We start from the raw sequence: 25,362 nt of genomic DNA, 5'->3' as shown, positions 1-25,362 counted from the left end.
GGAACTGGCAGGATCACATCAACGTCTACGGCCCGGACAACCACCTGCGTCTGACCGGCAAGCACGAAACCGCGCCGTGGAACAAGTTCTCCTACGGCATTGCCGACCGCGGTGCGTCGATCCGCGTTCCGCACTCCTTCGTCAACAACGGCTACAAGGGCTATCTCGAGGATCGCCGCCCCAACTCCCAGGGCTGCCCCTACCAGATCGCGTCCGTCGTCCTGAAGACGATCGCCGAAGTGCCGACGGCCGACTACGCCCGCAGCGCCGCCTGATCAAAAACGGCGCCGGAGACCTCCGGCGCCGTTTTTCTGCCCGGTCGGGTCTCCGGCCCGCACCCGCCCTTCGTGCTGACAAGCCGCGACGGAGCTACTTTCTCCCCAAAAGCCTGGACACCGATAGCGCGCCGCACGTATGGCTGGACCTATCGCGATGACATCCACGGGAGACCCTATCCATGACCAATCCGCTTTTCAGCCTTGCCGGCCGCACCGCCCTCGTCACCGGCTCGTCCCGTGGGCTCGGCCTCGCAATCGCCAGGGGACTTGCGGAAGCGGGAGCCGCGATCGTGCTGAACGGCGTGAATGCGGAGCGGCTGGAAGAAACTGCGGCGGCGCTGAGGGCTGAAGGGTTCTCCGTCAGCAGTGCCGCCTTCGACGTTACCGACGAGGCGGCCGTCGTTGCCACCTTCGAGCGCTTTGATGCGGAGGGCGTGGCGATCGACATCCTCGTCAACAATGCGGGCATCCAGTACCGCAAGCCGATCGTCGAACTGGACCTCGCCAACTGGAACCGCGTCATCGACACCAATCTGACGAGCGCCTTTCTCGTCTCACGGGAAGCGGCCAAGCGCATGCTGCCGCGCAAGCACGGGAAGGTCGTCAATATCGGCTCGCTGATGAGCGGGCTCGGCCGCGCGACGGTTGCGCCCTATACGGCGGCCAAGGGCGGCATCAAGACGCTGACGCAGGCGATGGCCGCCGAATGGGCCGAGCACGGCATCCAGGCGAATGCTATCGGACCCGGCTACATGCTCACCGACATGAACCAGGCGCTGATCGACAATGTGGAGTTCGACAGCTGGGTAAAGGGCCGGACGCCGTCGCGCCGCTGGGGCAGGCCGGACGAGCTGATCGGCGCCGCCGTTTTCCTCGCCTCGGATGCGTCCAACTACGTGAACGGCCAGATCATCTATGTCGATGGCGGCATGAGCGCGGTGCTCTAAGGCGGCTGCCGGCCAAAACAGGAAAGGGGACCATCGCGGTCCCCTTTGTCGTTTCGCAGTTGTTCAGTGGTTGTGCCGTGGCGGCGACTTGGTGGCGATCTGGCGAAAGTCTGCCGCGCCCTCCAGGACGGCACCGTCCGAGAGTTGCGTCACGGACTTGCGGTAAATGCGCTGCCAGGGCGTGGCGTCCGCGGGGACCGGCGGAATGCCGTCGGCGCGGCGTCGTTCGATCTCCTCGGGTTCCACCAGCATGTCGCAACGCCCCTCGTTGAGGTCGATGCGGATGATGTCGCCCGTCCGCAGCCACGCAAGCCCGCCGCCTGCCGCACTCTCGGGCGAAGCGTTGAGGATCGACGGGCTGTCGGCCGTCCCTGACTGGCGGCCGTCGCCGATGGTCGGCAGGCTCATGATGCCGCGCTTCAGCAGGTGATCCGGCGGCTGCATGTTGACCACTTCCGCCGACCCTGGCCATCCCAGCGGTCCGGCGCCGCGGATCACCAGGATGGTGTCCTCGTCGATGTTGAGAGCCGGATCGTTGATGCGGTGGTGGTAGTCTTCCGAGCCGTCGAACACGACGGCCTTGCCCTCGAAGATGCCTTCACGGCCCGGCTCCTGCAGATAGCGGCCGCGGAAGGCCTCCGAAATGACGCTCGTCTTCATGATGGCGAAGTCGAAGAGATTTCCCTTCAGCACCAGGAAGCCTGCCTTGTCTCTCAAGGGCTGGTCGAACGGGAAGATGACCTCGCGGTCGGTTGCTTCGCGCCCGACCAGGTTTTCCGCCATGGACTTGCCGGTGACGGTGCGGCAGTTGCCATCCAGCTTGCCCGCCTGCAAGAGCTCCCACATGATGGCCGGCGTGCCGCCGGCGCGGTGGTAGCGCTCGCCGAGATACTTACCGGCCGGCTGGACATTGGCGAGGAGCGGAATGTCGAAGCCGTGAACCTGCCAGTCATCGGGGTGGAGCTCGACGCCGGCATGCTTTGCCATGGCGGCCAGATGCGGCTGGGCGTTGGTGGATCCACCGATCGCCGAGTTGACGCGGATGGCGTTGAGGAATGCGGCGCGGTCGAGAATGTCGGAGGGTTTTAGGTCTTCCCAGACGATCTCGACGGCGCGCTTGCCGGTGCGATAGGCCATCTGGCCGCGCTCGCGGTAGGGCGCGGGGATGGCGCCGCAGCCGGTCAGCGACATGCCGAGCGCTTCCGCCAGGGCGTTCATCGTTGAGGCGGTGCCCATGGTGTTGCAGTGGCCGACCGAGGGAGCGGAATCGAGTGCCGCCTGCAGGAATTCCTCGCGATCGATCTCGCCGGCAGCGAACTTGCGCCGCATCCGCCAGATGACGGTGCCCGATCCCGCCAGGTCGCCTTCGTGCCAGCCGTCGAGCATGGGGCCGCCCGACAGGACGATCGCCGGAATATCGACCGTGGAGGCTGCCATCAGGGCCGAGGGCGTGGTCTTGTCGCAGCCCGTCGTCAGCACCACGCCATCGAGCGGGTAGCCGTAGAGCACTTCGACGAGGCTGAGGTAGGCAAGGTTTCGGTCGAGCGCGGCCGTCGGCCGCTTGCAGTTCTCGAACATCGGATGGGTCGGGAATTCGATCGGAATGCCGCCGGCGTCGCGAATGCCATCGCGCACCCGCTTGACCAGTTCGACGTGAACCCGGTTGCAGGGCGTGAGGTCGCTGCCGCTCTGGGCGATGCCGATGATCGGCTTGCCGGAGCGCAGTTCTTCCGGCGTCACGCCGTAGTTCATGAAGCGCTCGAGATAGAGCGCGGTCATGTCGATGTGGTCAGGGTTGTCGAACCAGTCCTGCGAGCGCAGGCGGCGGGTCGGGGTCTTCTCAGCGCTCATGATGTCTTGCCTGTCTTCGGGTTGAGCTTTTCCAGGTGCAGGAGAAGACCGCTGTGGTCTTTCTCGGCGCCGCCCTGGTCCACGAAATCGCGAAATTCCTGGCGGACCTCCCGGGTCAGCGGCAGCGTCAGCGAGAGGTCCTCTGCCATCGCCATGACCGCGTCAAGGTCCTTCAGCTGGTTGGCGGAAGCGCCGCCCGGCACGAAATTGCGCTCGACCATGCGGGCGCCGTGCAGATCCAGGATGCGGCTTTCGGCAAAGCCGCCGCGAATGGCGTCCCGGAAGGCGGCACGCGAGGCGCCGCCGGCTTCCACCAGGACCATCGCTTCGGCGACGGCGCCGATGGTGACGGCGACGATCTGCTGGTTGGCGAGCTTGCAGATCTGTCCCGCACCGCTCGGCCCCACATGGGTGACGCGGCCCAGGGCTGCAAAGACGTCCTTCAGATCCTCGACATCGGCCGCGTCGCCGCCTGCCATGATCGCCAGCGTGCCGGCAGAGGCGCCGGCCGTGCCGCCGGAGACGGGCGCATCCAGGTTGCGGATGCCGCGGCCGGCCAGTTTGGCGGCATTCTCGCGGGCGATCGGCGGCGCGATCGAGCTGCAGTCGACGACGATGGTGCCCGTCGCCATCGCATCGGCGACGCCCTTGTCGAAGAGGACGTCGGCGACAGCTGCGCCATTGGTCAGCATCGTGAGGACGACGTCGGCGCCGGTGACGGCCTCGACCGGCGACTGCACCTGGCTTGCGCCGTCGGCGACGAGCGGCGCGGCCTTTGCCGGATCGCGGTTCCAGACCGTCACCGGAAAGCCAGCCTTCAGCAGACAGCGCACCATGGGTGCGCCCATCAGGCCGGTGCCGAGGAAGGCGATCTGCTTCCTGTCCGTCTTACTCATGCAAGTTTGCCTCCAAGCTCGTCGTCGATGTGAACGCGAATGATTTCATCGAACGACTTTTCGGCCGTGAAGCCAAGCTCCGTTGCGCGCTTTGCCTCAAATCCGGGTGCCCATCCGGCGACCATCTTCATGATCATCTCATCCGGCTCGCGGCGAATGAGGGCGACGGCCTTGTCGCCGGCGACGCGACGCAGGGCTTCGATCTGCTCGCCGACGGTGGCGCTGAGGCCCGGCATCGACAGGTTGCGGCGCGGGCCGACCTTGTCGACGTCGATCGTGGCGCCGTGGAGAAGGAAGCCGACGGCCGAACGCGGCGAGGTGTGCCAGTGGCGGACATCGTCGGAAACCGGCAGCACCGCTTCCTGGCCGACCAGCGGCTCGCGCAGGATGTTGGAGAAGAAGCCCGAGGCGGCCTTGTTCGGCTTGCCGGGGCGGATGCAGATGGTCGGCAGGCGAATACCGATGCCTTCGAAGAAGCCGCGGCGGCTGTAGTCGGAAAGGAGGAGTTCGCAGATCGCCTTCTGGGTGCCGTAGCTCGTCAGCGGGGTCAGGTGGAAATCGTCCGGGATCGGGAAGGGCAGCGGCGCGCCGACGACGGCAATCGACGAGGTGAAGACGACGCGCGGCTTGTAACCGTCTTCGTTGTGAGCAAGGCGGATCGCGTCGAAGAGGTAACGGGTGCCGTCGAGGTTGATGCGGTAGCCCTTGTCGAAATCGAGCTCCGCTTCGCCCGATACGATGGCGGCCAGATGGAAGATCACGTCGGGACGGCCCGCCACCAGCGTCTCGGCCTCGCCGGGAGCGGAGAGATCGCTCTCGCGCGCATCGACCGTGCCGGAGAAGCCGGCAGGGGCTTCGGGCTGAACGACATCCACCAGCGTCAGCTTCTCGACCGTCTTGCCGTCGAGGGCCTTGTCGGCAACGAGCCGCTGCGTGAGCTTGCGGCCGACCATGCCTGCCGCGCCGATGATCAGGATATGCATGAGAGAGCTCCTCCACTGAAGCTGCCGGCGGCGGTGGAGCCGCTGCGGCATAACGAAAATCCATCTTGTAAGGTTGTCTGATAACTTTATATGGTCGGCTTGCAAATAGTTATTTCAGCATCGGCAGGCGAAGCCCAGGTGGAAGCCTGACACGCTGCTGATGCAAGAGAAGGGCCTTGGGCATGACATCGGAAATGAGTGCATCGGTCGGCGAATGGCGCACCGCATTGCGTGCGAGACTGGGCGACGACCTTGTGTTGAGCGAGCGCGACGCGATGATCCCCTATTGCCGCGACTGGCACGGCGATGTGACGAGCGATGCGGTGGCGGTGCTGCGACCCCGCTCGACCGAACAGGTGGCGGAGGCCGTCAAGCTGTGCCGCGAACTCGGCCTGTCGATCGTGCCGCAGGGCGGCAACACCGGTCTCGTTCTGGGCGGCATTCCCGACGCCGGGCAGAACCAGGTGGTTCTCAGCCTGGAGCGCATGAACAGGATCCGGCAGATCGATGCCGATGATTTCTCCGCCGTGGTCGAGGCGGGATGCATTCTGTCCGAACTCAAGGATGCGATCGCGGAGAAGGGGATGTTCTTCCCGCTGGCGCTCGGCGCGCAGGGAACGTGCCGGATTGGCGGCAATGTGTCCACCAACGCAGGCGGCATCAACGTCCTGCGATACGGGATGACGCGCGAGTTGGTTTTCGGACTGGAGGTGGTGCTGCCGGACGGCAGCATCTTCGAAGGCCTGTCGACCCTGCGCAAGGACAATCGCGGCATCGACCTCAAGCAGCTGTTCATCGGTGCCGAGGGGACGCTTGGCATCATCACCGCGGTCTCCGTCAAGCTCACGCCTTACCCGGACCAGGTCGCGACGGCGCTTCTGGGGCTGGCCTCGCTCGAGGATGCGATCACGCTCTTCCGCCGCGCGCGCCGCGACTGCTGCGACCTCATGTCTGCCTTCGAGTTCATGCCGCCGCTCGCCTTCACGCTGGCGAAGGAGGCCATGCCGGACCTGCCCATCCCCATCTCGGCGGAGTATCCGGCCTATGTGCTGATGGAGATCTCCGGATCGGGGCTCGTCGACATCGATGACCTGATGGGCCGCTTCCTGGAAGTCGTGATGGAGGAGGGCATGGTGGTAGACGGTACCATCGCGGCCTCCCAGGCGCAGGCCCGGAACCTCTGGTTGATCCGGGAAGGGATGAACGAAGGCCAGGCCAAGCGGGGCATGCACCTCAGGACCGATGTTTCGGTGCGATTGTCGCAGCTGGCGTCCTTCGTCGCCGATGCCGAGAGCGCAGTCGCGGATGCCGTCGGCGACGTTACCTGTGTCTCCTACGGCCATGTCGGCGACGGCAATGTCCATCTCAACGTGCTGCCGACCGCCGGTGCGACGCCGGATCAGCAGCTTGAGCAGATGTACAAGGCGAAGGGCGCCATCAATGCGGTTCTTGATCGCTACCAGGGAAGCATCAGCGCCGAGCACGGCATCGGTCGCCTGAAGCGGGAAGACTTCGAGGCGCGACTGTCGCCGGTGCGGCGCCATCTTCTGACGGCCGTCAAACAGGCAATCGACCCGGATTTCATGATGAATCCCGGCTGCCAATTGAATTTTATCCCGAACTCATAGAAGAAGGAAGGGAAGCCAGGGAGGGCAGAGGTGGCGGTCGCCGATTTCAACCAGATCAGACGGAGCGAACATCTGCCGGCGCGCATTGCCGCGCAGATCGGCCGTGAGATCACCGAAGGGCGGATTGCCGCGGGGGAGAAGCTGCCGACGGAGCATCTGCTCGCCAAGACCTTCGGCGTCAGCCGATCGGTCGTCCGCGAGGCGATTGCCCAGCTGCGCAACGAAGGGCTGGTGGAGACGCGGCAAGGCGTGGGCGCCTTCGCCACCGAGTTCGAACGGCGCCAGTCGCTGCGGATCGAGCACGGCGATCCGACCGATCAGCTTGCTTTCCACAATCTCTACCAGTTGCGCATTCCCCTGGAGATCGAGGCGGCCGGTCTGGCTGCCACTCATCGCACCTCGGCGGATCTCGCTCGCCTTGACGAGACCCTGGAGCAGATGACAGGTGCGGAGAAATGGACGGAGCAGGGGATCGTTGCCGATCTGGCGTTTCACCGGGCGCTGGCGACCGCAACGCAGAACGAGTATTTTCCGCTGTTCACCAGCTTCATCGCGGAGCGGATCAGTCTTGCGATCCAGGCCGCCCGGGCAAAGGCGGTGCTGGAGGAAATTGTCGAGGTGACGATAGCAGAGCATGTTGCGATCCGCGATGCGGTGGCGATCGGCGATCCTGTCAAAGCGCGCCAGGCCATGCGCCATCATTTGATCCAGGCCGCAGCGCGCCTGGATCTTGCTTTGGAAACCTTGCAGGGCGAAATATCGTGAGGAAGCGTTCACGGACTTTTTCCCACATTGATCGAGGGCATCTGGACAGGCGCCAAAAGTCATACTAGAAAAGCGCACTTTTGTTGTCAGACATCCTGACAATCAGGGCGATTTCATCGCATGCCAGGGAGGAACTTGGTGAATTCTGAGAATGTGTTGAGCGCGCAGATGATCCTGCCGCAAGACGTAAGCGACGCACTTCTGGTCGGTCGGGTCTGGTCCAAGGACGCCGGTGGTCCATGCCCTGTCTTGCTCAAGAATGATCGACTGCTGGATCTGTCGTCACTGTCGCCGACACTGTCCGGTGTCCTGGAGATCGAAGACCTCACCACTCGTCTCGAAGACACAAGCCGGTTTGCCGACCTCGGCGCGATCGATGCGTTCCTGAATGGTGCCGTCGGCGAGCTTCTTGCTCCTGTCGACCTGCAGGCCGTGAAGGCAGCAGGCGTGACCTTCGCTGACAGCATGCTCGAGCGCGTCATCGAAGAGCAGGCGAAGGGTGATCCGCTGCGGGCACAGGAGATCCGCGGCCGGCTGGCGCCGGTTCTCGGCGACAACCTCAAGGGGCTGGTCGCCGGATCCGAGAAGGCTGCCGAGGTCAAGAAGCTGCTGCAGGAGCTCGGCCTCTGGTCGCAGTACCTGGAAGTGGGTATCGGGCCCGACGCCGAAATCTTCACGAAGGCACAGCCCATGTCCTCCGTCGGCTGCGGTGCCCTCGTCGGCATCCATCCGAAGTCGGACTGGAACAACCCTGAGCCGGAAGTCGTGCTGGCGGTGACGTCGACCGGCAAGATCGTCGGCGCCACGCTCGGCAATGACGTCAACCTGCGCGACTTCGAAGGCCGCTCTGCCCTGCTGCTCAGCAAGGCGAAAGACAACAATGCATCCTGCTCGATCGGTCCGTTCATTCGTCTTTTCGATGCCGGCTTCAGCATCGAAGACGTCAAGACGGCGGAGATTGCCCTGACTGTCGAGGGTGCCGACGGTTTCACCATGACGGGCGTCAGCCCGCTGGCAGCCATCAGCCGCACGCCGGAAGACCTGGTGTCACAGCTGCTGAACGACAACCACCAGTACCCGGACGGCGCGGTCCTGTTCCTCGGCACGATGTTTGCGCCGGTCAAGGATCGCCGCGGCGCGGGTCTCGGGTTCACCCACGAAATCGGCGACCGGGTAGAAATATCGACGCCGCGGCTCGGGCGGCTTATAAACTGGGTCGAGCATAGCAATCGCTGCCCGCAGTGGACCTTCGGAATTGCTGCGCTGATGAAAAATCTTGCACAACGCGCGCTGCTGTAGGCGAGGCGGGAGGAGTCACATGCAAAGAGCTATCGATCTCTTCTACAAATGTCTGGAACTCCTGCTGATCCTGCTGCTCGGTGGCATGGCGATCATGGTGTTCCTTAATGTCGTGCTGCGCTACGGCTTCAATTCCGGTATCAACGTGTCGGACGAACTGTCGCGCTACTTCTTCGTGTGGCTGACGTTCATCGGCGCCGTTGTCGCGTTCCGGGAGCATTCGCATGTCGGCGTGGAGACGCTGGTGATGCTGTTTGGCCGCACGGGTCGCATCATCTGCATGATCTTGTCTAACATCATCATCATTGCCGTTTCGGGGATCTTCTTCTGGGGAACCTGGAAGCAGGCGCCGATCAATGCCACCATGGACGCTCCTGTCACGCAGTTGTCGATGATCTGGGTCTATGGCATCGGGTTCTTTACCGGTGCAGGTGTCGTCATCATCGCGCTCGAGCGATTGTTGCGCCTGCTGACCGGCCGCGTGACCGAAGAAGAGATTGCAGCCTTCGCCGGAGAAAATATGAGTGCCAACCACCTGGCGGAGCGTGCCTGATGACATTAGGCGTCTTTATTGCATCCCTTCTCGGCGCTATGGCCATCGGTGTTCCGGTCGCCTTTTCGCTGATGTTCTGCGGCGTCATGCTCATGTGGTACATGGGCATGTTCAACACACAGATCATCGCCCAGAACATGATCGCGGGTGCTGACACCTTCACGCTTCTTGCCATTCCCTTCTTCATCCTCGCCGGGGAACTGATGAACGCGGGCGGCCTGTCGCGGCGCATCATCGACTTTGCGATCGCCTGCGTCGGCCATATCCGGGGCGGACTTGGCATCGTGGCCATCATGGCCGCGGTGATCATGGCCAGCATCTCGGGCTCCGCGGCTGCCGATACGGCTGCGCTCGCCGCCATCCTGATCCCGATGATGGCAAAGGCCGGCTACAACGTTCCGCGCTCGGCAGGCCTGATTGCAGCCGGCGGCGTTATCGCTCCGGTCATCCCGCCATCAATGGCCTTCATCGTCTTCGGTGTCTCGGCCAACGTCTCGATCACCCAGCTGTTCATGGCCGGCATCGTTCCGGGCCTGCTGATGGCGTTTGCACTGGTCGTCACGTGGCTGATCGTGGTTCGCAAGGACAATGTCCAGGCGCTGCCACGGACCTCGGCGAAGGAACGGGTGCACGCAACGGGCCGCGCGCTCTGGGCGCTGGGAATGCCCGTGATCATTCTCGGCGGCATCAAGGCCGGTGTCGTCACGCCGACCGAAGCCGCCGTCGTGGCTGCTGCTTATGCCATGTTCGTCGGTATGGTGATCTACCGTGAGCTCGCACCGCGCGATCTGCCGGCCGTCATCCTGCAGGCGGCAAAGACCACCGCCGTCGTCATGTTCCTCGTCTGTGCCGCGCTTGTCTCGGCCTGGCTGATCACCGCCGCCAACATTCCGGCTGAAATCACCGGCTATATCGAGCCCTTGATCGACCGCCCGATGCTGCTGATGTTCGTGATCATGCTGCTGGTTCTGGTCGTCGGCACGGCACTTGACCTGACGCCCACGATCCTGATCCTGACGCCTGTGCTGATGCCGATCGTCAAGCAGGCGGGGATTGACCCGGTCTACTTCGGCGTGTTGTTCATCATGAACACCTGCATCGGCCTTCTGACTCCGCCGGTCGGCGTCGTCCTGAACGTCGTCAGCGGCGTCGGCCGTGTCCCGCTGGGACAAGTCACCATCGGCGTCTGGCCATTCCTGGTCACGCAGGTTCTGGTGCTTTTCCTTCTGGTCCTGTTCCCAGATATCGTCCTCGTGCCCGCACGATGGCTCTACTAATCCACAACCCCTCAGCAACCTATCCTAGGGAGGATACTACCATGAGAAAACTGCTTCTTGCCTCGACTGCCATCGCCTTCGGCCTTTCGGCTGCAGCTCCGGCCTTCGCGGAATTCAACGATCGCAACATCCGCGTTTCGAACGGCATCAACGAAGACCACCCGGTCGGTAACGGCATCAAGGCCATGCAGGCCTGCCTCGACGACAAGTCGGGCGGCAAGCTGAAGCTCACCGCCTTCTGGGGCGGCGCACTCGGCGGCGACCTTCAGGCAACCCAGGCGCTCCGTTCGGGCGTTCAGGAAGCCGTCGTGACGTCTTCTTCGCCGCTGGTCGGCATCATTCCGGCACTCGGCGTATTCGACCTGCCGTTCCTCTTTGCCAATGCCGCAGAAGCCTACGAAGTCCTCGACGGCGAATTCGGCGACATGATGAACGAGAAGCTTGCAGAAGCTGGCCTCGTGAACCTGGCGTACTGGGAAAACGGCTTCCGCAACCTGTCGAACTCGGTTCGCCCGGTCACCAAGTGGGAAGACTTCCAGGGGATGAAGGTTCGCGTCATGCAGAACAACATCTTCCTCGACACCTTCCAGAACCTCGGTGCCAACGCCACTCCGATGGCCTTCGGCGAAGTCTTCTCGGCGCTGGAAACCAATGCGATCGACGCCCAGGAAAACCCCTACGTGACGATCGACACTTCCAAGTTCTACGAAGTGCAGAAGTACGTCACCGAGACGAACCACGCCTACACGCCGTTCCTGTTCCTGTTCTCGAAGCCGATCTTCGACAGCTACACAGCCGAAGAGCAGGCAGCCCTTCGCGAGTGCGCAGTCGTCGGTCGTGACGAAGAGCGCAAGGTGATCCAGGACCTCAACATGAAGTCGCTGGAGAAGATCAAGGAAGCCGGCCTGGAAGTGAACACGCTGTCTGAAGAAGAGCAGGCACGTATTCGCGAGAAGTCCATGGTCGTCTACGAAAAGCACAAGGCCGCCATCGGCGCGGACGTGGTCGACAACATCGTCGCCAAGCTCGAAGAGATCCGTAAGTAACGGATCAATGGCAGGCCGCACCTCGTGTGCGGCTATCCCCTTCACGAATGCCCGCGGCTTCTGCCGCGGGCATTTTTCGTTGGGGAACTTCTGCCTATGACAGACCGAAGAGGCGACTGGCCGGGTCGTATTTTGGGTATGGCCCATGGAAAAGGGCCGCTCCCAGTTGGAAGCGGCCCTTAAGCTGAGGTCGCTCGTTGCGACAGACCCTCAGGGAATTTCGACCGGCCTGTCTGCCGGCTGGCGTTTCTTCAGCATCTGTTCGCGGATGAAGATGAACAGGCCGGAGGCGACGATGAGGCCCGCGCCGATCATCATGCTGAGCCGCGGGACGTCGCCAAAGAACATCCAGCCGAAGATCACTGCGTAGAGCAGCAATGTGTACTGCAGCGGCGCGACAGTCGCGGCATCCGACATCTTCAGGGCGCGATTGACGAGCATGTGCGCGCTCATCGCGACCACGCCCAAGAGGCAGAGCAGCATCAGGTCGACGCCCGATGCGATCGGGGCCCAGTCGAAGGGGGCAAAGACAAGCCCCGCAAGCGCGGCAGCTGATGTCTGGAAGAGAACCAGCGTGCTGTCGGGCGTTGCGCGCAGGAAGCGGCCGGAGATCATCATGAAGGCGAAGGCGGCGCTGCCGATGATCGAGATGATCGCCGGGCCTGTGAACATGGCACTCGAGGGCTCAAGCGTGATGATGACGCCGACGAAGCCGATGGCAATGGCTGTCCAGCGGCGCCAGCCGACGCTCTCGCCCAGCAGCAGCGGGGAAGCCGCCGCCACATAGATGGGCGCTGCCAGCCAGAAGGTCATGACGTCGGCAAGCGGCAGGTACATGACCGCGTAGTAGAAGCAGAAGACCTCTGCCGTCGAAAAGATCACGCGGGCGAGTTGCATCCCCTTCCGCTCCGCTCCGAGGATCGGCGCAAGGCCGGCCTTCCAGAGAAGGGGAGACAGGATGACGAGCGCGGCGATGCTGCGGATCAGGATGACCTGGCCCAGTCCATAAGAGGAGACAAGCCATTTGCCCATGGCGTCGTTCAGGGCAAAAAACAGCATGCCGAGCAACATCACCAGCGGCCCGGCGGCCGACGAGGTTCCCAAGCCGGCCGCAACCGATGCGATCTTATTCAATTCATCCTCCCAGAATATCGATGGTCGTCAGATATCGGCGATGTCGGAGAATCGCCGGCTGACGGTGAAGTTCTCTTCTAGGTCCGGATGAAGTTCCATGCCAAGCCCTGCGCCGGGCGGAACGGTGATCATGCCGTTCTTTACCTCCGGCAGTGCCGTGACGAGATCCCGGTACCAGGTGTTGTAGAAGGCGCGCACGCTTTCCTGGACGAGTGCATTGGGCGCGTTCAGCGACAGGTGGGTGGAGGCGCAGAGAACCACCGGCCCGGTGCAGTCATGCGGCGCGACGGGCAGATGCCAGGCCTCGGCCATGGAGGCGATCTTGCGGGCTTCGGACAGGCCGCCGCACCACGAGATATCGAGCATGACGATGCCGGCGACACCGGTCTCCAGATAGTCGCGGAAGCCCCAGCGGGTGGCCAGCGTCTCGGACGCCGAAATGGGGGCAGGCGAGGCGTCCGCATAGCGCTTCAGGCTCGACAGACTGTCCATCTTGATCGGGTCCTCGTGCCAGAAGGTGTTGTAGGGCTCGAGCGCCTTGGCGATCTGGATGGCGGGCAGGAGCTGCCACATGGAGTGGAATTCGACCATGATGTCGATCTTGTCGCCGACGGCCTTGCGGATCTTCTCGAAAGGCTCGAGTGCGAGCTTCAGGTCCGGCATGGAGATATACTGGCCGCGCGTCTTCTCGGCAGCGGCGTCGAAGGGCCAGATCTTCATGGCGGTGATGCCATCGGCCAGCAGCGACTCGGCAAGCTCATCGGCACGGTGCAAGAAGCCGTTCAGGTCGTCATAGGCAGTTCCACCCGTCATGCCGTAGTTGGCGGTGGTTTGCCCGGTGTTCTTCTTGATGTATTCGGTCCCGGCGCAGGTGTTGTAGGTACGGATTTCCTTGCGGCTGAAGCCGCCCAGCAGCTGGGCGATCGGCTGGTTCACCGCCTTGCCGAAGATGTCCCAGAGCGCTATGTCGAAGGCCGAGTTGCCGCGGACCTCTGCGCCGGACGAGCGGAAGCCGATGTAGCCGACGAGATCGCTGGCCAGGAGATCGATCTGCAGAGGGTCGCGGCCGAGCACGCGCGGCGCGACATACTCATGGATGTAGCTCTCGACGGTCTCTGCGCCGAAGAAGGTCTCTCCCAGCCCGGTGATGCCTTCGTCGGTGTGGACCAGTACCCAGAGCAGGTTGGAGCGCTCCGCAATGCGGACTGTTTCGAGTTTGGTGATCTTCATGGAGTGTCCTTTGAACTAGATGAGGCCGGCGGTGACGAGCGCCTTGAGGCTGATGTCGAAATGCTGGTTCATGGCTGACGTGGCGGCACTGGGGTCGCCGGTAAGGATCGCCTGGCCGATCTCGCGATGAAGCGTGTTCATCGCGTGCCGATCGGCGTCGCTCGACCGGCTTCGCCAGCCGATCGGCCATGTCTCCCGGGTAACGTTCTGGAAAGCGCCGAGAATGAGCGCGAAGACCGGGTTGCGGGAGGCGCGGGCGATCGCGAGGTGAAAGGCGATGTCATGCTCCATCACCTTCTCCGGCCGATGAAAATCGGTGGCCATCGCATCTGCATGCGCGAGGATGAGCTGGGCTTCCGCCTCGCTCCGGCGCAGTGCCGCCAAGGCGGCGGTCCGGGCTTCGATGGTGCGTCGAGCGTCGTAGATCTGCTGGATGTCGATCTGGTCGATGACCACGCCGTGCTCGATCATCAGCCCAAAGGCATCGTCGTTGAGCCTGGCGACCGTCGGTCGTTTGCCGGCTCCCAATTCGACGAGCCGGAGCGCGGCCAGGGATCGCAGTGCCTCGCGAACGACAGTCCTGGACACCTGCAGATCCTTCGACAGGACCGCTTCGGCGGGTAGGCGGTCGCCGGGCTTCAGATCCTGCTCACGGATCAGCCGCGCAATGGCCGCGACGGCACCGCCGACGAAATCGGGGCTCGTCCCCGTGAGCTGTGTCGCCAACATATCCTACCGATTCCCCGAAGCTGTATGACAGGCTTAGGGGAAATCGCAGGTGGAGGCAAGACTACAGAGGGTTTGGTTCAGACGAGCCTAGCCAGCCTGCGCTGCGTCGTAGGCAGTCAGGGTCAGCTTTGCACGCTCGACGACATCGGCCGCGCTCATACCAGGCTTGTACAGGCTGGAGCCAAGCCCGAAGGCGGTGATGCCGGCGCGCATATAGTCGGCGAAGTTGACCTCGGAGACGCCACCGACAGCGGCGATCAGCAGGTCCTTCGGCAGGACGGCGCGAATGGCATTGATGCCGGCAGGTCCGAGCACATTGGCGGGGAAGAACTTCAGCCCCGTGGCGCCGGCGCGGGCGGCCGCCAGGGCTTCGGTCGGGGTGAAGACGCCCGGCAGGGTCACCATGCCACGCGCCACGGCCGCCTTGATTACCTCCGGCTCGACGTTCGGGCTGACCATGAGCCTGCCCCCGGCGGCGTCAAGGCTCGCCACATCCTCGAGGGTCAGCACCGTTCCGGCGCCGATCAGGCAGTCGGCAGGCGCCATCTTCGCGGCGACCTCGATGGACCGGAACGGATCCGGAGAGTTCAGCGGGATTTCGATGGCGGTAAAGCCCGCCTCGATCAGGCCGCCGACGACACCCTCCGTCTCTTCCGGTCGCAGTCCCCGCAGGATGGCGACCAGGGGGTATTGCATGGCGGGGAAGGGGATGCGGTTCATGGCTGTTCCTCGGGCTTGGCGAGCAGGATCTTATGTGCGGCGGCGGAGAGGCCCCGCCGCACCGCTTCATCGGCATCAATGGTCTGGAAACAAAGTGACAGCACCGACAACGCGCTCTCGTAGAGGCTGCGCAGTTTGCCGGAGGCAACAAGCCGGATCATGGGGTGTTCGGCGGCAGAGCCCAGAGCGCCGGCGATCTCCAGCCCGATCAGCGTGCCAGACAGGCGGGCTGCAGCATCCGTCGGGGACAGGTCTTGCAGAAGCGTTCCCGAGCGGACGGTGAAGAGGATGTTGCTCACCCGCTGCGGCGCCCGGAAGGCGGCTTCCACGGCGCTCAGGAAGGCGGGGCAATCCGCGTCAAAGGACCCGGCGCCGGCGACGGAGTGGGACAGAACCGAGTGCTTCGAGAGAAGATCGAAGAGTTCGCCGGTCATGAAGGTCGCGAAGCCCGTGACGAGATCATTCGTGACCGTCACCCATTTCGAATGCGTGCCGGGCATGCAGACGATCTGAGTGCTTTCCGTTGCTGACTGGAGCGCGCCTAGCAGCTGGGTTTCCTCGCCGCGCATCACGTCTGGGGCATCGGCGTGCCGTTGGGCCAGGCCCGGGAGGATGCGCACGTCACGATCTATGCCGGACACCCGCACAGCTCCGGCAAGAACAGCCGGCAAGGGGGCCGGAACGTCGACATAGCCGGCCTCGACCCAGCCCTGGCGGGCGCCGGCCATGCCGCAGATGATGACGGGCAGATCCGAAGGTGCCTCCAGTGCGGACAGATGGGCTGCCAAGACCTCCGGAAAGCCTGTCTGCGCCGCGGACGTCATGCCTTCGCCGCTGCGTCGCTCCGCCAGTACCGTGTCCCCGGCATCCATCAGCCAGAGGCGGAAGCTGCTCGTTCCCCAGTCGACGGCGGCATAGGCGGGTTTGTTCAAAGCAGTCCTCCATCGATGATCATGGTTTGCGCCGTCATACCGGCTGCTGCCGCCGATGCAAGGAAGAGGCAGGGTCCGACGACATCCTCTGCGGTCAGGGTCCGCTTCAGGCACTGCCGCCCGACGATCTCCGCAATGCCCGTGTCCGTCAGCCACAGGCGCTTCTGACGCTCCGTCACGATCATGCCCGGCAGGATCGCGTTGACGCGGATGCCCTCGGGACCGAGCCGGCCGGCCAGGCTCTTCGTCAGTCCGACGATGCCGGCCTTGGCCGTCGCATAGGCCGGCAGGTCGCCCATGTTGAGCAGGTAGGAGATCGAGGAGAAGTTGACAATGGAAGCGCCGGGCGCCTTGCGCAGGTGCGGCAGGGCTGCCTGCGAGGTGAAGAACATCTGCTTCAGGTTGATTGCTTGGCTTTCGTCCCAATAGGCTTCCGACACGGTGTCCACATCATGGCGATCGTCCCAGCCGGCGTTATTGATCAGCACCGAGAGCGATCCAGCGGCCCGGGCTGCTTCATCGACGGCAGCGCGTGTCTCTGCGACCTGCCGCAGATCGGCGTGCAGAAATGTGACGGGGTGGCGCGATGAGAGCGAAATGCGCGCTGCAAGTTCCCGGCCCACGTCGTCAGCAATGTCAATGAAGGAAACGCGGGCACCCTGTGCTGCGAACGCCGCCGTCAGCGCCGCGCCAATGCCCGTTGCACCGCCGGTGATCAGAACGCTCTTGCCGGCAAGGTCGGGATGCTGGACGACGACATCGGCCAAGGCTTTCCCTCCGGCATGCTGCGGCTGATCGATGTCGATGTTCTAAGCAGCCGCTGGCTGAAAAACAAGAGATTGAGAGTGCTCAGGTGCTGCCGCAAAGGAAGCAGGCCGCTCTGCTGGCGGCCTGCTCGATCAGCGGGGGTCAGGCGGCAGTGCGTCGCCAGGCGGGAGCGGCGTGGCTCGCCTGCTGGGTTGTTGTGCCGGTGCGGAAGCGGCCAATCAGGGACGCCAGGCTGCCGCTGATCTGCGAGAGGTTTTGTGCCGAAGCATTGGTTTCCTCCATCAGAGCTGCGTTCTGCTGGGTCATCTGGTCCATGCTGCGCACAGCCGAGTTGATCTCGTCGATGCCGGCGGCCTGTTCCTGGGCCGATTTGGTGATGGAGTTGATGTTTTCGCTGATCGAGCCGACGCGCTGGCCGATCGCCGTCAGCGATTCGCCCGTCAGATTGACCAGTTCAACACCACGGCGAACGTCAGCGGACGATTTGTCGATGAGCTCCTTGATCTCCTTGGCGGCGGCGGCGGAACGCTGGGCGAGTTCGCGGACTTCCTGTGCCACGACCGCAAAGCCCTTGCCCTGTTCTCCGGCTCGTGCTGCCTCTACGCCGGCATTCAGCGCCAGCAGGTTCGTCTGGAAGGCAATCTCGTCGATGACGCCGATGATCTGGGTCATCTTCTGCGACGAGCTTTCGATCTCACCCATGGCAACGATGGCCTGTTTGACGACCTGGCCCGACTTTTCGGTTTCCTTGGCGGATTCCTGAACCACCGTCTGGACTTCGCGGGCCCGCAGTGCGGACTGGCTGGAGATGCTGGTGATCTGCTCGAGTGCCGCGGCACTTTCTTCGAGTGCGGAGGCCTGATGCTCTGTCCGTTTGGCCATATTGTCGGCGGCCGATGCAATGCCACCCACTTCGGCACGAACCTGGTCGACGGAGTTGTGGATTTCCTGCATCGCCTCTTCAAGCGAGGCAACGGACGAGTTGAAATTCCGTTTGAGGCCTGCAAAGCTCGGTGCCAGTGCCTCTCGCAGCTCCGAGGTCAGATCACCCTCGGACAGTCTGGCAAGCGCAGTCTCAAGTGCCACCAAGGCGGTCTGCTGCTCCGCCTGCTCCGTCTGGCGCAGGGCTTCGACGCGGGCGCGTTCCCCTGCCAGGGATTCCAGGTAGACAGAGATGGCATAATCCATGTCGACCAGCGCAGCCTTGACGACCGCAGTGACGTCGTTGGCAACCTTCTCCGCCTTCCGGCCGTGAAGAAAGCCTTTGAGTTCATCCCTGATGATGGCGCGCATGATCCCGTCGAGAATGAGCGCATAGCCGCCTATATACCAGCGCGGCTCGAGCCCGATCCGGGCATGCACCTGACCAACGGTCGTGACGCCATCGACGTAATCCTCCTGATATTTGCCAGAGGCAATCATCTCCCAGTGTGCAGCCTGCCGGCTCTTGGCGTGTTGGATATGCGCCTGGTTGGAGAAGAACTTGGATGTCAGGGGATGTCGGGAGGCCTTGGCGTAGAAGACGTCGAGAGCCGCGCCGATCGAAGACGCGATGATGGGCTGAATGGCGCTCAGGCTGCGGCGCTGGTCGCCGTCGAGGCCTACAAATTCCAGCCGGTCCTGGAGGTCTGCGATCTTCGATTTTTGGTTCATGACTGCTCCTGTGGATGCGCCGGAAAAGCCGGCGGATCTGTGTTTGGTTATATAATTCGGTTATACAAAAGGTAGCCACGGGAGCTTAACTTCGCATTAGCACTGTCTTTAATTTATCCGGTGCATAAACTTATAGTTGCAGGTAACATTTCATTAGGAGATCGTGATTTTCCTCACTGCTTTGAATTGGCATATGTCAATTCGGCGATGGTTTAGGGTTTTGTGAAGACCCCCGCGACACACTGGGCACTCCTTTGTTGATTCGGTTCCTGTTCGCGAGTTCTCATGACCCTTGTCCAGTTCCCCACCCACCGCCGCAGCGGCGACATCAGACGTTGTGCACTGATACTGCGAGACCTTCACGGCAACGAAGCGAACTGTTTCTGGCGAGAAGAGATGAAGAAGCTTGCGGCGTCGTTGCGTCGTATCGGCGTCGACGAAGCGCAAATCTCCGAGCAGGCCAGGCAGTTCATGGACGCGGTGCAGATGGAGCTGCAGTCCTTCCATGCCAGCGAATCTGCCGGCTGAGCAGCCGGTTATCGTGAGTGACCTGGCCGAAATCAAAACGCCGCCGTTCATTGAACAGCGGCGTCATCCTTCCGGCTTGGTTCCGGCTTGAAGCTGCATCGTGCAGGACAATTTAATCCGGGCTGCCGAAGCGCGCCTTGGTGATGTCCATGTTGGTCGCGGCTCCGTCTTTGTCATCGCCTTCATTGAATTGCCTGGACGCCTGCTCGTTCACCTCTTGCACGTCTGGCTCACCCAGTTCCTGTCGGGCGCGATGCCAGTGGGCCATATCATCGCCCTCGCGCCTGCCTTCGCTCTCCCAGATTTCATGCGCCCGCTCCCCGATGCGCTGTTCCTTGTCGTCCATAGCGGCTCTCCTCGTTCCGTGTGAAGACCTCATATGGACGGCGAACATATTTTCGCCGGCAAGGTTCCGGACAGCCTACGTTTGATTGTCATGCAAGGGCTTTTCAGCGAGGCGTTCCTCGGTCAGGACACCCCAGGCTGAGATGAACAGTGCGGCAATCAGCGGGCCGATGACAAAGCCATTGATGCCGATCAGCGATATCCCGCCGATGGTGGAAATCAGCACGACATAATCGGGCAGCTTCACCTCCTTGCCGACAAGCGGCGGCCGTAGCAGGTTGTCGACGAGGCCGATCGCGAGGACACCGACGGCGGTCAGGATCGCTGCCTTGATCCAGAAACCTGCAAGGGCAAGATAGATTGCGGTCGGAACCCAGATCAAGGCGGCGCCGACAGCCGGCAGCAGCGAGAGAAAGCTCATCACAACGCCCCAAAGCAGCGCGGGCTGCACGCCCAGCGCCCAGAACGTGATGCCGCCAATGGTTCCCTGAATGATCGCGATGATGACGTTGCCGCGGACCGTCGCCCGAACCACGGAGGTAAACTTCGCCATGAACTTGCTCGTATGCCCGCTGCTGAGCGGGGTCGATCGCCTGATCATCCTCGCCAGGGATCGACCGTCGCGAAAGAGGAAGAACAGCAGATACAGCATCACGCCGAAGGCGATGAAAAACTGCACGGTGTTCTGCCCGAAACTCAGCGCCCGGCCGGCAAAGAAGCTGCCGCCGCTCATGACGGCGCCGGAAAATCTTTCCTGCAGTTCCTGGAAGCCGGTGAGTTCGAGGGCATCGATGCGCGTCTGGATGAACAGCGGAAGCGCCTGCTGCATCTGGGTCAGGATCTGCCGGATATCGATCTGGCCGCTGTTGATGCGCTGGTAGACTTCATTTCCCTGCTGGACCAGCAAGGTCAGGATGATGAGCCCCGGGACAATCACGAGGCAAAGGCAGACGAGCACCGAGAGCGCCGCGGCGGCATTGGAGCGTCCCTTCAGGGCCCGCTCGATCCTGACGTGGAGCGGGAAGAACAGGATCGCCAGCACCAGACCCCAGAAGATCGCCGAATAGAACGGCATGATCACCGCGACGAAGGCAATCGTCACCAGAACCAGAAGCACATAGAAACTGACAGCTCGACAACCATGCGACCCAACCTCACGCTGCGCTGGCGCAACCTTGCAGATGTCTGTCCTGCCGTCATCGAAAATCTTGCAGCAAGAGCCTTTCGACAGTCTTGGCCCGAACAATGTTCTGGCCGCTAAAAAGTGCCGGCTTCAAATTCCGATTGCGGGGACCGTCTAGATTTCCGGAGGAAAGGCTAGAGGGTACATCAGGAACAGAAGAACCGCCTTTACGGCGGTTCTCGTGATTCAGCGATAGAAACAGTTGTATCAGGCCGCCTTCATGGCGTTGGGCAGGGGGATCTCGACTTCGATCTCCAGGATCGAGACGTGCTCGTCGCGATCCATCGTCACCTGTACCCGATCGGCGTCGACCTGCACGTGCTTGGCTATGACCGCCAGGATTTCCTCGCGCAGGATGGCAACCAGGTCAGACCCTATCGACGCTCTCTCGTGGGCAAGAAGTACCTGCAGCCGTTCGCGCGCCATGGGGGCGGAACTCGTCCTGCGGAAAAGGCCGAAGATGCTCATGCTGCCTTCCTTCCGAAGATCTTGCCAAGAAGGCCGCGCTTCTCTCCGGGGATGACAATCGGCACGGTTTCACCTGCGAGCCGGCGAGCGGCATCGAAGTAGGCCATGGCCGGGGCGCTGCGGGCATCGGCCAGGGTGACCGGTGCGCCGACGTTGGATGCTTTCAGCACGTCCATGCTTTCCGGGATGATCCCGAGCAGAGGGATGGAAAGGATATCGAGAACGTCCTCCACCTTCAGCATGTCGCCGCGCTCGGCGCGGTTGGCGTCGTAGCGGGTCAGCAGAAGGTGCTTCTCCATGCGCTCGCCGTTTTCCGCCTTCAACGTCTTGGAATCCAGCATGCCGATGATACGGTCGGAATCGCGAACCGAAGAGACTTCGGGATTGGTGACGACCACCGCCATGTCCGCGTGACGCATCGCCAGCGTTGCACCGCGCTCGATGCCGGCCGGGCTATCGCAGATAATCCAGTCGAAGTACTTCTTCAGCTCGCCGATGATGCGCTCGACGCCTTCGGGTGTCAGGCTGTCCTTGTCGCGGGTCTGCGAGGCTGCCAGCAAGAACAGGGTTTCCAGCCGCTTGTCGCGGATCAGGGCCTGAGGCAGCTTCGCGTCACCCTGGATGACGTTGACCATGTCATAGACCACGCGCCGTTCGGCACCCATGACGAGGTCGAGATTTCTCAAGCCGACGTCAAAATCGACGACGACCACCTTTTCGTTCCTCTGCGCAAGGGCTGCGCCCAGTGCAGCCGTCGACGTCGTTTTGCCAACCCCGCCCTTGCCGGAAGTAACTACGATGACCTTCCCCATACTGCTCTCCTGTTTTTTCCTGGCCGCCCCGGCTCAGCTAATTGTTTCGGCCATCATCACGTCGCCTTCGAGCCAGAGCTGGACGGGTTGTCCGCGAAGGCTCGGCGCCATGTCTTCCGCCATCTGATAGATTCCGTCGATTGCCAGCAACTCCGCCTCAAGCTTGCGGCAGAAGATGCGTGCCGAAGCATTGCCAACCGATCCGGCCATGACCCGTCCACGCAGCGCTCCATAGATATGCACGGATCCGCCGGCGATGATTTCGGCACCCGATGCCACCGATCCGACCACCGTCACATCGCCCTCCGGAAAAATGACCGACTGGCCGGAGCGCACGGGCTCGTGGATGACGATCGACTGCATCGGCGCCCGCGTTTCGACGGATGCCGACTTTGGCTGCGGCGCCGGCTGTGCTGCGGATGGTTCCGTCGATGGCTGCTCGAAATCCGCAACCGGCCGTCCACCCTTCAGGATCGGCGGCATGCCCGGGCTCAGCATCGAAGGCCTTGCGCCCTCGATCCCCATGATGCTGACATTACGCTGCACAAGACCTGCGATCAGGTCGGTCAGTTGCGCCCGGTCGATGTCCAGGTCGGTAACATCCAGGACCACGGGACGTCCCAGGAAGAAGCCGGCGGAGCGGGCAGCCAGATCGTCCAGCCTGACCAGCCACTCATCAAGTGGCAGGTCGGGAGACAGGACGACCGCCAGAAACGAGCGGCCTTTGATGCGGATGGAGCGAGCGTCTGTTAGCACTTTGGTGATCTTGGTTAATGGTGTGTTGACCATGTCTACGGGCGATTTGGTTAACAAAAGGTTAACGTCCTCGCTGCCGGTTAACACTACGCACGACCTTGACCATGGCTGGCGTCAGCAGTGCCCCGAATGTCACATCGCGGCCCCTGAACGATAACGGATTCGTCGTTCACCCGGTCTGGCAGGCGATGCGGAGGGCCGCGTCATCGGGTTCGAGTTGCAGCCATTGTGCGCCAACAATCGCCCCGTCCTCTGCGACGGAGATGTCGGAGCCGATCAGATCTGCGCGTCTGTTGCTGTTGCAGTCGTAGATGACCCTGACCCGCGCCGACGGCTGCCAGCGTGCCGCAAGGATGAGGTCCACCATCACCTGGCCGGGCTGATCGGGATGTCGTTGCGCGGTTCGGGTGTCGACCGCCGACAGACGGTTGGCGACGGGGCGGTAGTATGACCAGGGACGCCAGAAGGCGCGGTCCTCGTTGTGCCAGGCGACGACCACGCCCTCCGGCATGGCGCGCGTGATCCGCGACAGCCAGCTGTATTCGCTCCACAGGGCATAGGAGAGCATGCCCAGTCCGGCTGCGGCAGGGACGATCCACTTCGGCAGGCGGCCGCGGCTTGCCCACCGCAGCGACATCGCGACGCCCGCGATTGCGACACCGGCCACGACGGCAGCGATCAACTCGAACAGCATGAAATTTCCTCTTAGACTTTCGCGGCGCGACCGTTGGCCAGCGCAGATTGCATGGTTCGCACGACAACGAAAGCGTCGCGAAGGTGGGAGCGCTCGAAATCGCCAAGGTCGTAGGGGCCGAGATAGTTGTTGGGGCGCGAGTCGGCCTTCACCTGGCTGGCCTGGTTGCGAAGCCTGAGTTCGGCAATCAGGTCGTAGGCGGCAATCAGATCGCGCGCACCGCTCTCCGAGATGATCCTGGCTTCTTCCGCGGCAAGAAGACGGGCGCGGGTGTTGACCGGCGTCAACCGGGCCATCAGCGCATAGACGCGTCCGAGATCGACGACCGGGACCACGCCATTGTGCTTCATGTCGATCTGGTTGCGGTAGTCTCCGCTGCGGATCGTGGCAAAGCCTCGCAACAAGGAAAGAGGTGGGGCGTGGTTCAGCGAGTTGTCGATCATATGCGCCACGAAGATCGAGTTCTGGCTTGCCTGCTCCAATGTCTCCGCCTGAAGGTCGTCAAACAGGGAAAGCTTGCCGGCGATGGGCCGCAGGTCGAACATCACGCTGGCCAGCATCTGCGCCATCGGCTCCGGGGTCTCGATCCATCGGCGGAAATAATCGCGCCAGACCCTGGCCGGCTGGCACCAACGGCGACTGGTGGCCATCATGTCTCCCGGGCAGTAGATATAGCCGCATGTGTTCAGGCCATCGCTGACGATGTGCGCGAGCTTCTCGAACCAAGGCCTCTGGCTCTCTTCGAAGCTGTCATCGATGATGATGCAATTGTCCTGATCGCTCACTCCTGTCTGCTCCTGCCGGCCCTGGCTGCCGCAGGCGAGCCAGAGATAAGGGACGGGAGGTGGACCGAGTTCCTGCTCGGCAAGAATGATCAGCCGCCGGGTTGCCGCATCCGCAATGTCCGTGATCAGTCGCGTGACCACTTCGTGGGCGTGGTTGCCCCCGACAAGCTGCACCAGCAGTTGCGGAATGCGGGCGGTGATCCTGCTCAGATCAGCCGCACTCTCGGCATTTGCCGCCTCCCCGATCATCGATGAAGAGGAAATGGCCTGGAACCGCGTCAGATCCGTCTGCGTCACCATGCCGATCATGCGTTCGCCATCGACGATCGGCAGATGAGCGATCTTGCGCTCCAGCATCAGATTGAGGACGTCGGAGACGAGGGCATCTTCGCCAAGACCGATCGGAGCGGGCGTCATGACGGCGGCCACATGCGTCGTCGCCGGGTCCCTGCCTTCGGCAATCACGCGGGCCGAAAGGTCGCCGGTGGTGACGATTCCGATCAGCCGCTCGTTGTGGATGACGCCGAGGCTCGAAACCTTCCGATCACGCATGACGGCAGCAGCCTGCTGCGCGCTGTCATCGGGCGAGCATACCAGCGGCGGCGTCGACATCAGGTCGCTCACCTTCCGCAGGCTGAGCTCGTTGCGCCGATTGTCGCTCGTCTTGCCGCGGGTAAAGAACCGGCTGTAGACCGGATAATCGTTTATGAGCCGCCTGAATTCGGCTGCGGGCAACATCAGCAGCACGACGTCGGTCAGGGCCCGCGCATTGGTCGCAGCACGGCCATCGGCCAGAAGGCCGCGTTCGCCGAGGGTATTGCGGGGGAACAGCTGGGAGATCAGGCTGCCTGACGAGTCCCTGACTTCGACGTTGCCTTCCATGATCAGATAGAGACCGGGCAGCGGCTCGTTCAGATCGTAGATCTTGCTGTCTGCCTTCAGCCTGTGGCGCTGGAAACGGCCAATGACTCGTTCCAGTTCGTCCCGGGGCAGACTGTCGTAGGGGTGGACCGTTTCCACAAACTTGGCGATGTCTGCAGCGGCATTCGCCATTGCTGAGCCTTTCGTGGTCCTTCGGTGGCCGTGGGAGCTTTGGAAGGGG

Annotated in this window: 25 protein-coding genes and 1 pseudogene; 9 read left to right on the top strand and 17 right to left on the bottom strand. The window is 62.7% G+C overall.

Features of this window, described 5'->3' with window-relative positions; translation table 11 throughout:
• Together EO99_RS0118690 and EO99_RS0118685 are read left to right on the top strand one after the other, a co-directional pair.
• Nucleotides 1-275 (top strand): annotated as a pseudogene (locus EO99_RS0118690) (glutamine synthetase); the annotation flags it as partial.
• A gap of 182 nt (nucleotides 276-457) precedes the next feature.
• A complete protein-coding gene (locus EO99_RS0118685; RefSeq protein WP_029620122.1) occupies nucleotides 458-1,225 on the top strand; it encodes an SDR family oxidoreductase in 768 nt (255 codons plus the stop codon).
• A 63-nt stretch (nucleotides 1,226-1,288) separates the two neighbouring features.
• On the opposite strand, the gene EO99_RS0118680 is transcribed toward EO99_RS0118685, so the two are convergent.
• From EO99_RS0118680 to denD, 3 genes are read right to left on the bottom strand one after another with little or no spacing between them, the layout of a single operon-like run.
• Nucleotides 1,289-3,076, bottom strand: coding sequence for an IlvD/Edd family dehydratase (locus tag EO99_RS0118680; protein WP_029620121.1), 1,788 nt, complete (start codon nucleotides 3,074-3,076; stop codon nucleotides 1,289-1,291).
• Complete coding sequence (locus EO99_RS0118675) at nucleotides 3,073-3,972, bottom strand: NAD(P)-dependent oxidoreductase (RefSeq protein WP_029620120.1); 900 nt, start codon at nucleotides 3,970-3,972, stop codon at nucleotides 3,073-3,075. The genes EO99_RS0118680 and EO99_RS0118675 overlap by 4 nt, the downstream gene beginning before the upstream one ends.
• Nucleotides 3,969-4,955 (bottom strand): D-erythronate dehydrogenase, encoded by a 987-nt coding sequence (gene denD, locus EO99_RS0118670; protein ID WP_029620119.1) that lies wholly within the window; start codon nucleotides 4,953-4,955, stop codon nucleotides 3,969-3,971. Before denD ends, EO99_RS0118675 begins: the two co-directional genes overlap by 4 nt.
• A gap of 182 nt (nucleotides 4,956-5,137) precedes the next feature.
• Between denD and EO99_RS0118665 the strand changes: the two genes are divergently transcribed.
• The 6 genes from EO99_RS0118665 (at nucleotide 5,138) to EO99_RS0118640 (ending at nucleotide 11,523) form a co-directional block, all read left to right on the top strand.
• Entirely contained in the window at nucleotides 5,138-6,583 is a 1,446-nt protein-coding gene (locus EO99_RS0118665) for an FAD-binding oxidoreductase (RefSeq protein WP_029620118.1), read from the top strand.
• A gap of 30 nt (nucleotides 6,584-6,613) precedes the next feature.
• Nucleotides 6,614-7,348, top strand: coding sequence for a FadR/GntR family transcriptional regulator (locus EO99_RS0118660; RefSeq protein WP_029620117.1), 735 nt, complete (start codon nucleotides 6,614-6,616; stop codon nucleotides 7,346-7,348).
• 120 nt (nucleotides 7,349-7,468) lie between these two features.
• Nucleotides 7,469-8,647: a fumarylacetoacetate hydrolase family protein gene (locus EO99_RS0118655; RefSeq protein ID WP_029620116.1), complete on the top strand. Its 1,179-nt coding sequence runs from the start codon at nucleotides 7,469-7,471 to the stop codon at nucleotides 8,645-8,647.
• Between the two features lie 19 nt (nucleotides 8,648-8,666).
• Nucleotides 8,667-9,200 (top strand): TRAP transporter small permease, encoded by a 534-nt coding sequence (locus EO99_RS0118650; protein WP_029620115.1) that lies wholly within the window; start codon nucleotides 8,667-8,669, stop codon nucleotides 9,198-9,200.
• Nucleotides 9,200-10,477, top strand: coding sequence for a TRAP transporter large permease (locus EO99_RS0118645; protein WP_029620114.1), 1,278 nt, complete (start codon nucleotides 9,200-9,202; stop codon nucleotides 10,475-10,477). Before EO99_RS0118650 ends, EO99_RS0118645 begins: the two co-directional genes overlap by 1 nt.
• Nucleotides 10,478-10,518: 41 nt before the next feature.
• Nucleotides 10,519-11,523, top strand: coding sequence for a TRAP transporter substrate-binding protein (locus tag EO99_RS0118640; RefSeq protein ID WP_029620113.1), 1,005 nt, complete (start codon nucleotides 10,519-10,521; stop codon nucleotides 11,521-11,523).
• Nucleotides 11,524-11,733: 210 nt separating this feature from the next.
• Here EO99_RS0118640 and EO99_RS0118635 read toward each other — a convergent pair whose 3' ends face one another.
• The 7 genes from EO99_RS0118635 to EO99_RS0118605 all read right to left on the bottom strand — a co-directional run bounded on the left by EO99_RS0118635 (nucleotide 11,734) and on the right by EO99_RS0118605 (nucleotide 18,689).
• Entirely contained in the window at nucleotides 11,734-12,594 is an 861-nt protein-coding gene (locus tag EO99_RS0118635) for a DMT family transporter (protein ID WP_051679957.1), read from the bottom strand.
• Between the two features lie 90 nt (nucleotides 12,595-12,684).
• Nucleotides 12,685-13,887: a mandelate racemase/muconate lactonizing enzyme family protein gene (locus EO99_RS0118630; RefSeq protein WP_029620111.1), complete on the bottom strand. Its 1,203-nt coding sequence runs from the start codon at nucleotides 13,885-13,887 to the stop codon at nucleotides 12,685-12,687.
• A gap of 15 nt (nucleotides 13,888-13,902) precedes the next feature.
• The gene (locus EO99_RS0118625; protein WP_029620110.1) at nucleotides 13,903-14,616 is read right to left on the bottom strand and encodes a FadR/GntR family transcriptional regulator; all 714 of its coding nucleotides are present in this window, start codon (nucleotides 14,614-14,616) and stop codon (nucleotides 13,903-13,905) included.
• Nucleotides 14,617-14,703: 87 nt separating this feature from the next.
• Complete coding sequence (locus EO99_RS0118620) at nucleotides 14,704-15,336, bottom strand: 2-dehydro-3-deoxy-6-phosphogalactonate aldolase (RefSeq protein WP_029620109.1); 633 nt, start codon at nucleotides 15,334-15,336, stop codon at nucleotides 14,704-14,706.
• Nucleotides 15,333-16,268: a 2-dehydro-3-deoxygalactonokinase gene (locus tag EO99_RS0118615; protein ID WP_029620108.1), complete on the bottom strand. Its 936-nt coding sequence runs from the start codon at nucleotides 16,266-16,268 to the stop codon at nucleotides 15,333-15,335. The genes EO99_RS0118620 and EO99_RS0118615 overlap by 4 nt, the downstream gene beginning before the upstream one ends.
• On the bottom strand, nucleotides 16,265-17,035 hold the full coding sequence (locus tag EO99_RS0118610) for an SDR family NAD(P)-dependent oxidoreductase (RefSeq protein ID WP_029620107.1): 771 nt from the start codon (nucleotides 17,033-17,035) through the stop codon (nucleotides 16,265-16,267). The genes EO99_RS0118615 and EO99_RS0118610 overlap by 4 nt, the downstream gene beginning before the upstream one ends.
• A gap of 142 nt (nucleotides 17,036-17,177) precedes the next feature.
• Nucleotides 17,178-18,689 carry a globin-coupled sensor protein gene (locus EO99_RS0118605; RefSeq protein ID WP_029620106.1) on the bottom strand — a complete coding sequence of 504 codons (1,512 nt, stop codon included), beginning with the start codon at nucleotides 18,687-18,689 and terminating at the stop codon, nucleotides 17,178-17,180.
• Between the two features lie 285 nt (nucleotides 18,690-18,974).
• On the opposite strand from EO99_RS0118605, the gene EO99_RS26835 reads away from it, so the two are divergent.
• Entirely contained in the window at nucleotides 18,975-19,217 is a 243-nt protein-coding gene (locus EO99_RS26835) for a DUF6074 family protein (RefSeq protein ID WP_077067116.1), read from the top strand.
• Between the two features lie 112 nt (nucleotides 19,218-19,329).
• On the opposite strand, the gene EO99_RS0118595 is transcribed toward EO99_RS26835, so the two are convergent.
• From EO99_RS0118595 to EO99_RS0118565, 7 genes are all read right to left on the bottom strand, one after another.
• Complete coding sequence (locus EO99_RS0118595; protein WP_029620105.1) at nucleotides 19,330-19,563, bottom strand: DUF2934 domain-containing protein; 234 nt, start codon at nucleotides 19,561-19,563, stop codon at nucleotides 19,330-19,332.
• A 75-nt stretch (nucleotides 19,564-19,638) separates the two neighbouring features.
• Nucleotides 19,639-20,679 carry an AI-2E family transporter gene (locus tag EO99_RS0118590; RefSeq protein WP_029620104.1) on the bottom strand — a complete coding sequence of 347 codons (1,041 nt, stop codon included), beginning with the start codon at nucleotides 20,677-20,679 and terminating at the stop codon, nucleotides 19,639-19,641.
• A gap of 273 nt (nucleotides 20,680-20,952) precedes the next feature.
• Nucleotides 20,953-21,213, bottom strand: coding sequence for a cell division topological specificity factor MinE (gene minE / locus EO99_RS0118585; protein WP_029620103.1), 261 nt, complete (start codon nucleotides 21,211-21,213; stop codon nucleotides 20,953-20,955).
• Nucleotides 21,210-22,025 carry a septum site-determining protein MinD gene (gene minD / locus EO99_RS0118580; RefSeq protein WP_029620102.1) on the bottom strand — a complete coding sequence of 272 codons (816 nt, stop codon included), beginning with the start codon at nucleotides 22,023-22,025 and terminating at the stop codon, nucleotides 21,210-21,212. The genes minE and minD overlap by 4 nt, the downstream gene beginning before the upstream one ends.
• Before the next feature lie 33 nt (nucleotides 22,026-22,058).
• Complete coding sequence (gene minC, locus EO99_RS0118575; protein WP_029620101.1) at nucleotides 22,059-22,790, bottom strand: septum site-determining protein MinC; 732 nt, start codon at nucleotides 22,788-22,790, stop codon at nucleotides 22,059-22,061.
• Between the two features lie 160 nt (nucleotides 22,791-22,950).
• On the bottom strand, nucleotides 22,951-23,475 hold the full coding sequence (locus tag EO99_RS0118570) for a hypothetical protein (RefSeq protein WP_029620100.1): 525 nt from the start codon (nucleotides 23,473-23,475) through the stop codon (nucleotides 22,951-22,953).
• A gap of 11 nt (nucleotides 23,476-23,486) precedes the next feature.
• The gene (locus tag EO99_RS0118565; RefSeq protein WP_029620099.1) at nucleotides 23,487-25,313 is read right to left on the bottom strand and encodes a DUF294 nucleotidyltransferase-like domain-containing protein; all 1,827 of its coding nucleotides are present in this window, start codon (nucleotides 25,311-25,313) and stop codon (nucleotides 23,487-23,489) included.
• Nucleotides 25,314-25,362: the final 49 nt, after the last annotated feature.

Origin of the sequence: Pseudorhizobium marinum, from assembly GCF_000705355.1 — a bacterium.
GTDB lineage: Bacteria > Pseudomonadota > Alphaproteobacteria > Rhizobiales > Rhizobiaceae > Neorhizobium > Neorhizobium pelagicum.
Note: the sequence above shows the minus strand (reverse complement) of the source record. Positions and strands in the feature narration are given on the sequence as shown.

Coding starts and splice junctions, on each gene's coding strand:
- EO99_RS0118685 (WP_029620122.1), top strand. CDS start 458: ATGACCAATCCGCTTTTCAGCCTTGCCGGCCGCACCGCCCTCGTCACC.
- EO99_RS0118680 (WP_029620121.1), bottom strand. CDS start 3,076: ATGAGCGCTGAGAAGACCCCGACCCGCCGCCTGCGCTCGCAGGACTGG.
- EO99_RS0118675 (WP_029620120.1), bottom strand. CDS start 3,972: ATGAGTAAGACGGACAGGAAGCAGATCGCCTTCCTCGGCACCGGCCTG.
- denD (WP_029620119.1), bottom strand. CDS start 4,955: ATGCATATCCTGATCATCGGCGCGGCAGGCATGGTCGGCCGCAAGCTC.
- EO99_RS0118665 (WP_029620118.1), top strand. CDS start 5,138: ATGACATCGGAAATGAGTGCATCGGTCGGCGAATGGCGCACCGCATTG.
- EO99_RS0118655 (WP_029620116.1), top strand. CDS start 7,469: ATGCCAGGGAGGAACTTGGTGAATTCTGAGAATGTGTTGAGCGCGCAG.
- EO99_RS0118650 (WP_029620115.1), top strand. CDS start 8,667: ATGCAAAGAGCTATCGATCTCTTCTACAAATGTCTGGAACTCCTGCTG.
- EO99_RS0118645 (WP_029620114.1), top strand. CDS start 9,200: ATGACATTAGGCGTCTTTATTGCATCCCTTCTCGGCGCTATGGCCATC.
- EO99_RS0118640 (WP_029620113.1), top strand. CDS start 10,519: ATGAGAAAACTGCTTCTTGCCTCGACTGCCATCGCCTTCGGCCTTTCG.
- EO99_RS0118635 (WP_051679957.1), bottom strand. CDS start 12,594: ATGTTGCTCGGCATGCTGTTTTTTGCCCTGAACGACGCCATGGGCAAA.
- EO99_RS0118630 (WP_029620111.1), bottom strand. CDS start 13,887: ATGAAGATCACCAAACTCGAAACAGTCCGCATTGCGGAGCGCTCCAAC.
- EO99_RS0118625 (WP_029620110.1), bottom strand. CDS start 14,616: ATGTTGGCGACACAGCTCACGGGGACGAGCCCCGATTTCGTCGGCGGT.
- EO99_RS0118620 (WP_029620109.1), bottom strand. CDS start 15,336: ATGAACCGCATCCCCTTCCCCGCCATGCAATACCCCCTGGTCGCCATC.
- EO99_RS0118605 (WP_029620106.1), bottom strand. CDS start 18,689: ATGAACCAAAAATCGAAGATCGCAGACCTCCAGGACCGGCTGGAATTT.
- EO99_RS26835 (WP_077067116.1), top strand. CDS start 18,975: ATGACCCTTGTCCAGTTCCCCACCCACCGCCGCAGCGGCGACATCAGA.
- EO99_RS0118595 (WP_029620105.1), bottom strand. CDS start 19,563: ATGGACGACAAGGAACAGCGCATCGGGGAGCGGGCGCATGAAATCTGG.
- minE (WP_029620103.1), bottom strand. CDS start 21,213: ATGAGCATCTTCGGCCTTTTCCGCAGGACGAGTTCCGCCCCCATGGCG.
- minD (WP_029620102.1), bottom strand. CDS start 22,025: ATGGGGAAGGTCATCGTAGTTACTTCCGGCAAGGGCGGGGTTGGCAAA.
- EO99_RS0118570 (WP_029620100.1), bottom strand. CDS start 23,475: ATGCTGTTCGAGTTGATCGCTGCCGTCGTGGCCGGTGTCGCAATCGCG.
- EO99_RS0118565 (WP_029620099.1), bottom strand. CDS start 25,313: ATGGCGAATGCCGCTGCAGACATCGCCAAGTTTGTGGAAACGGTCCAC.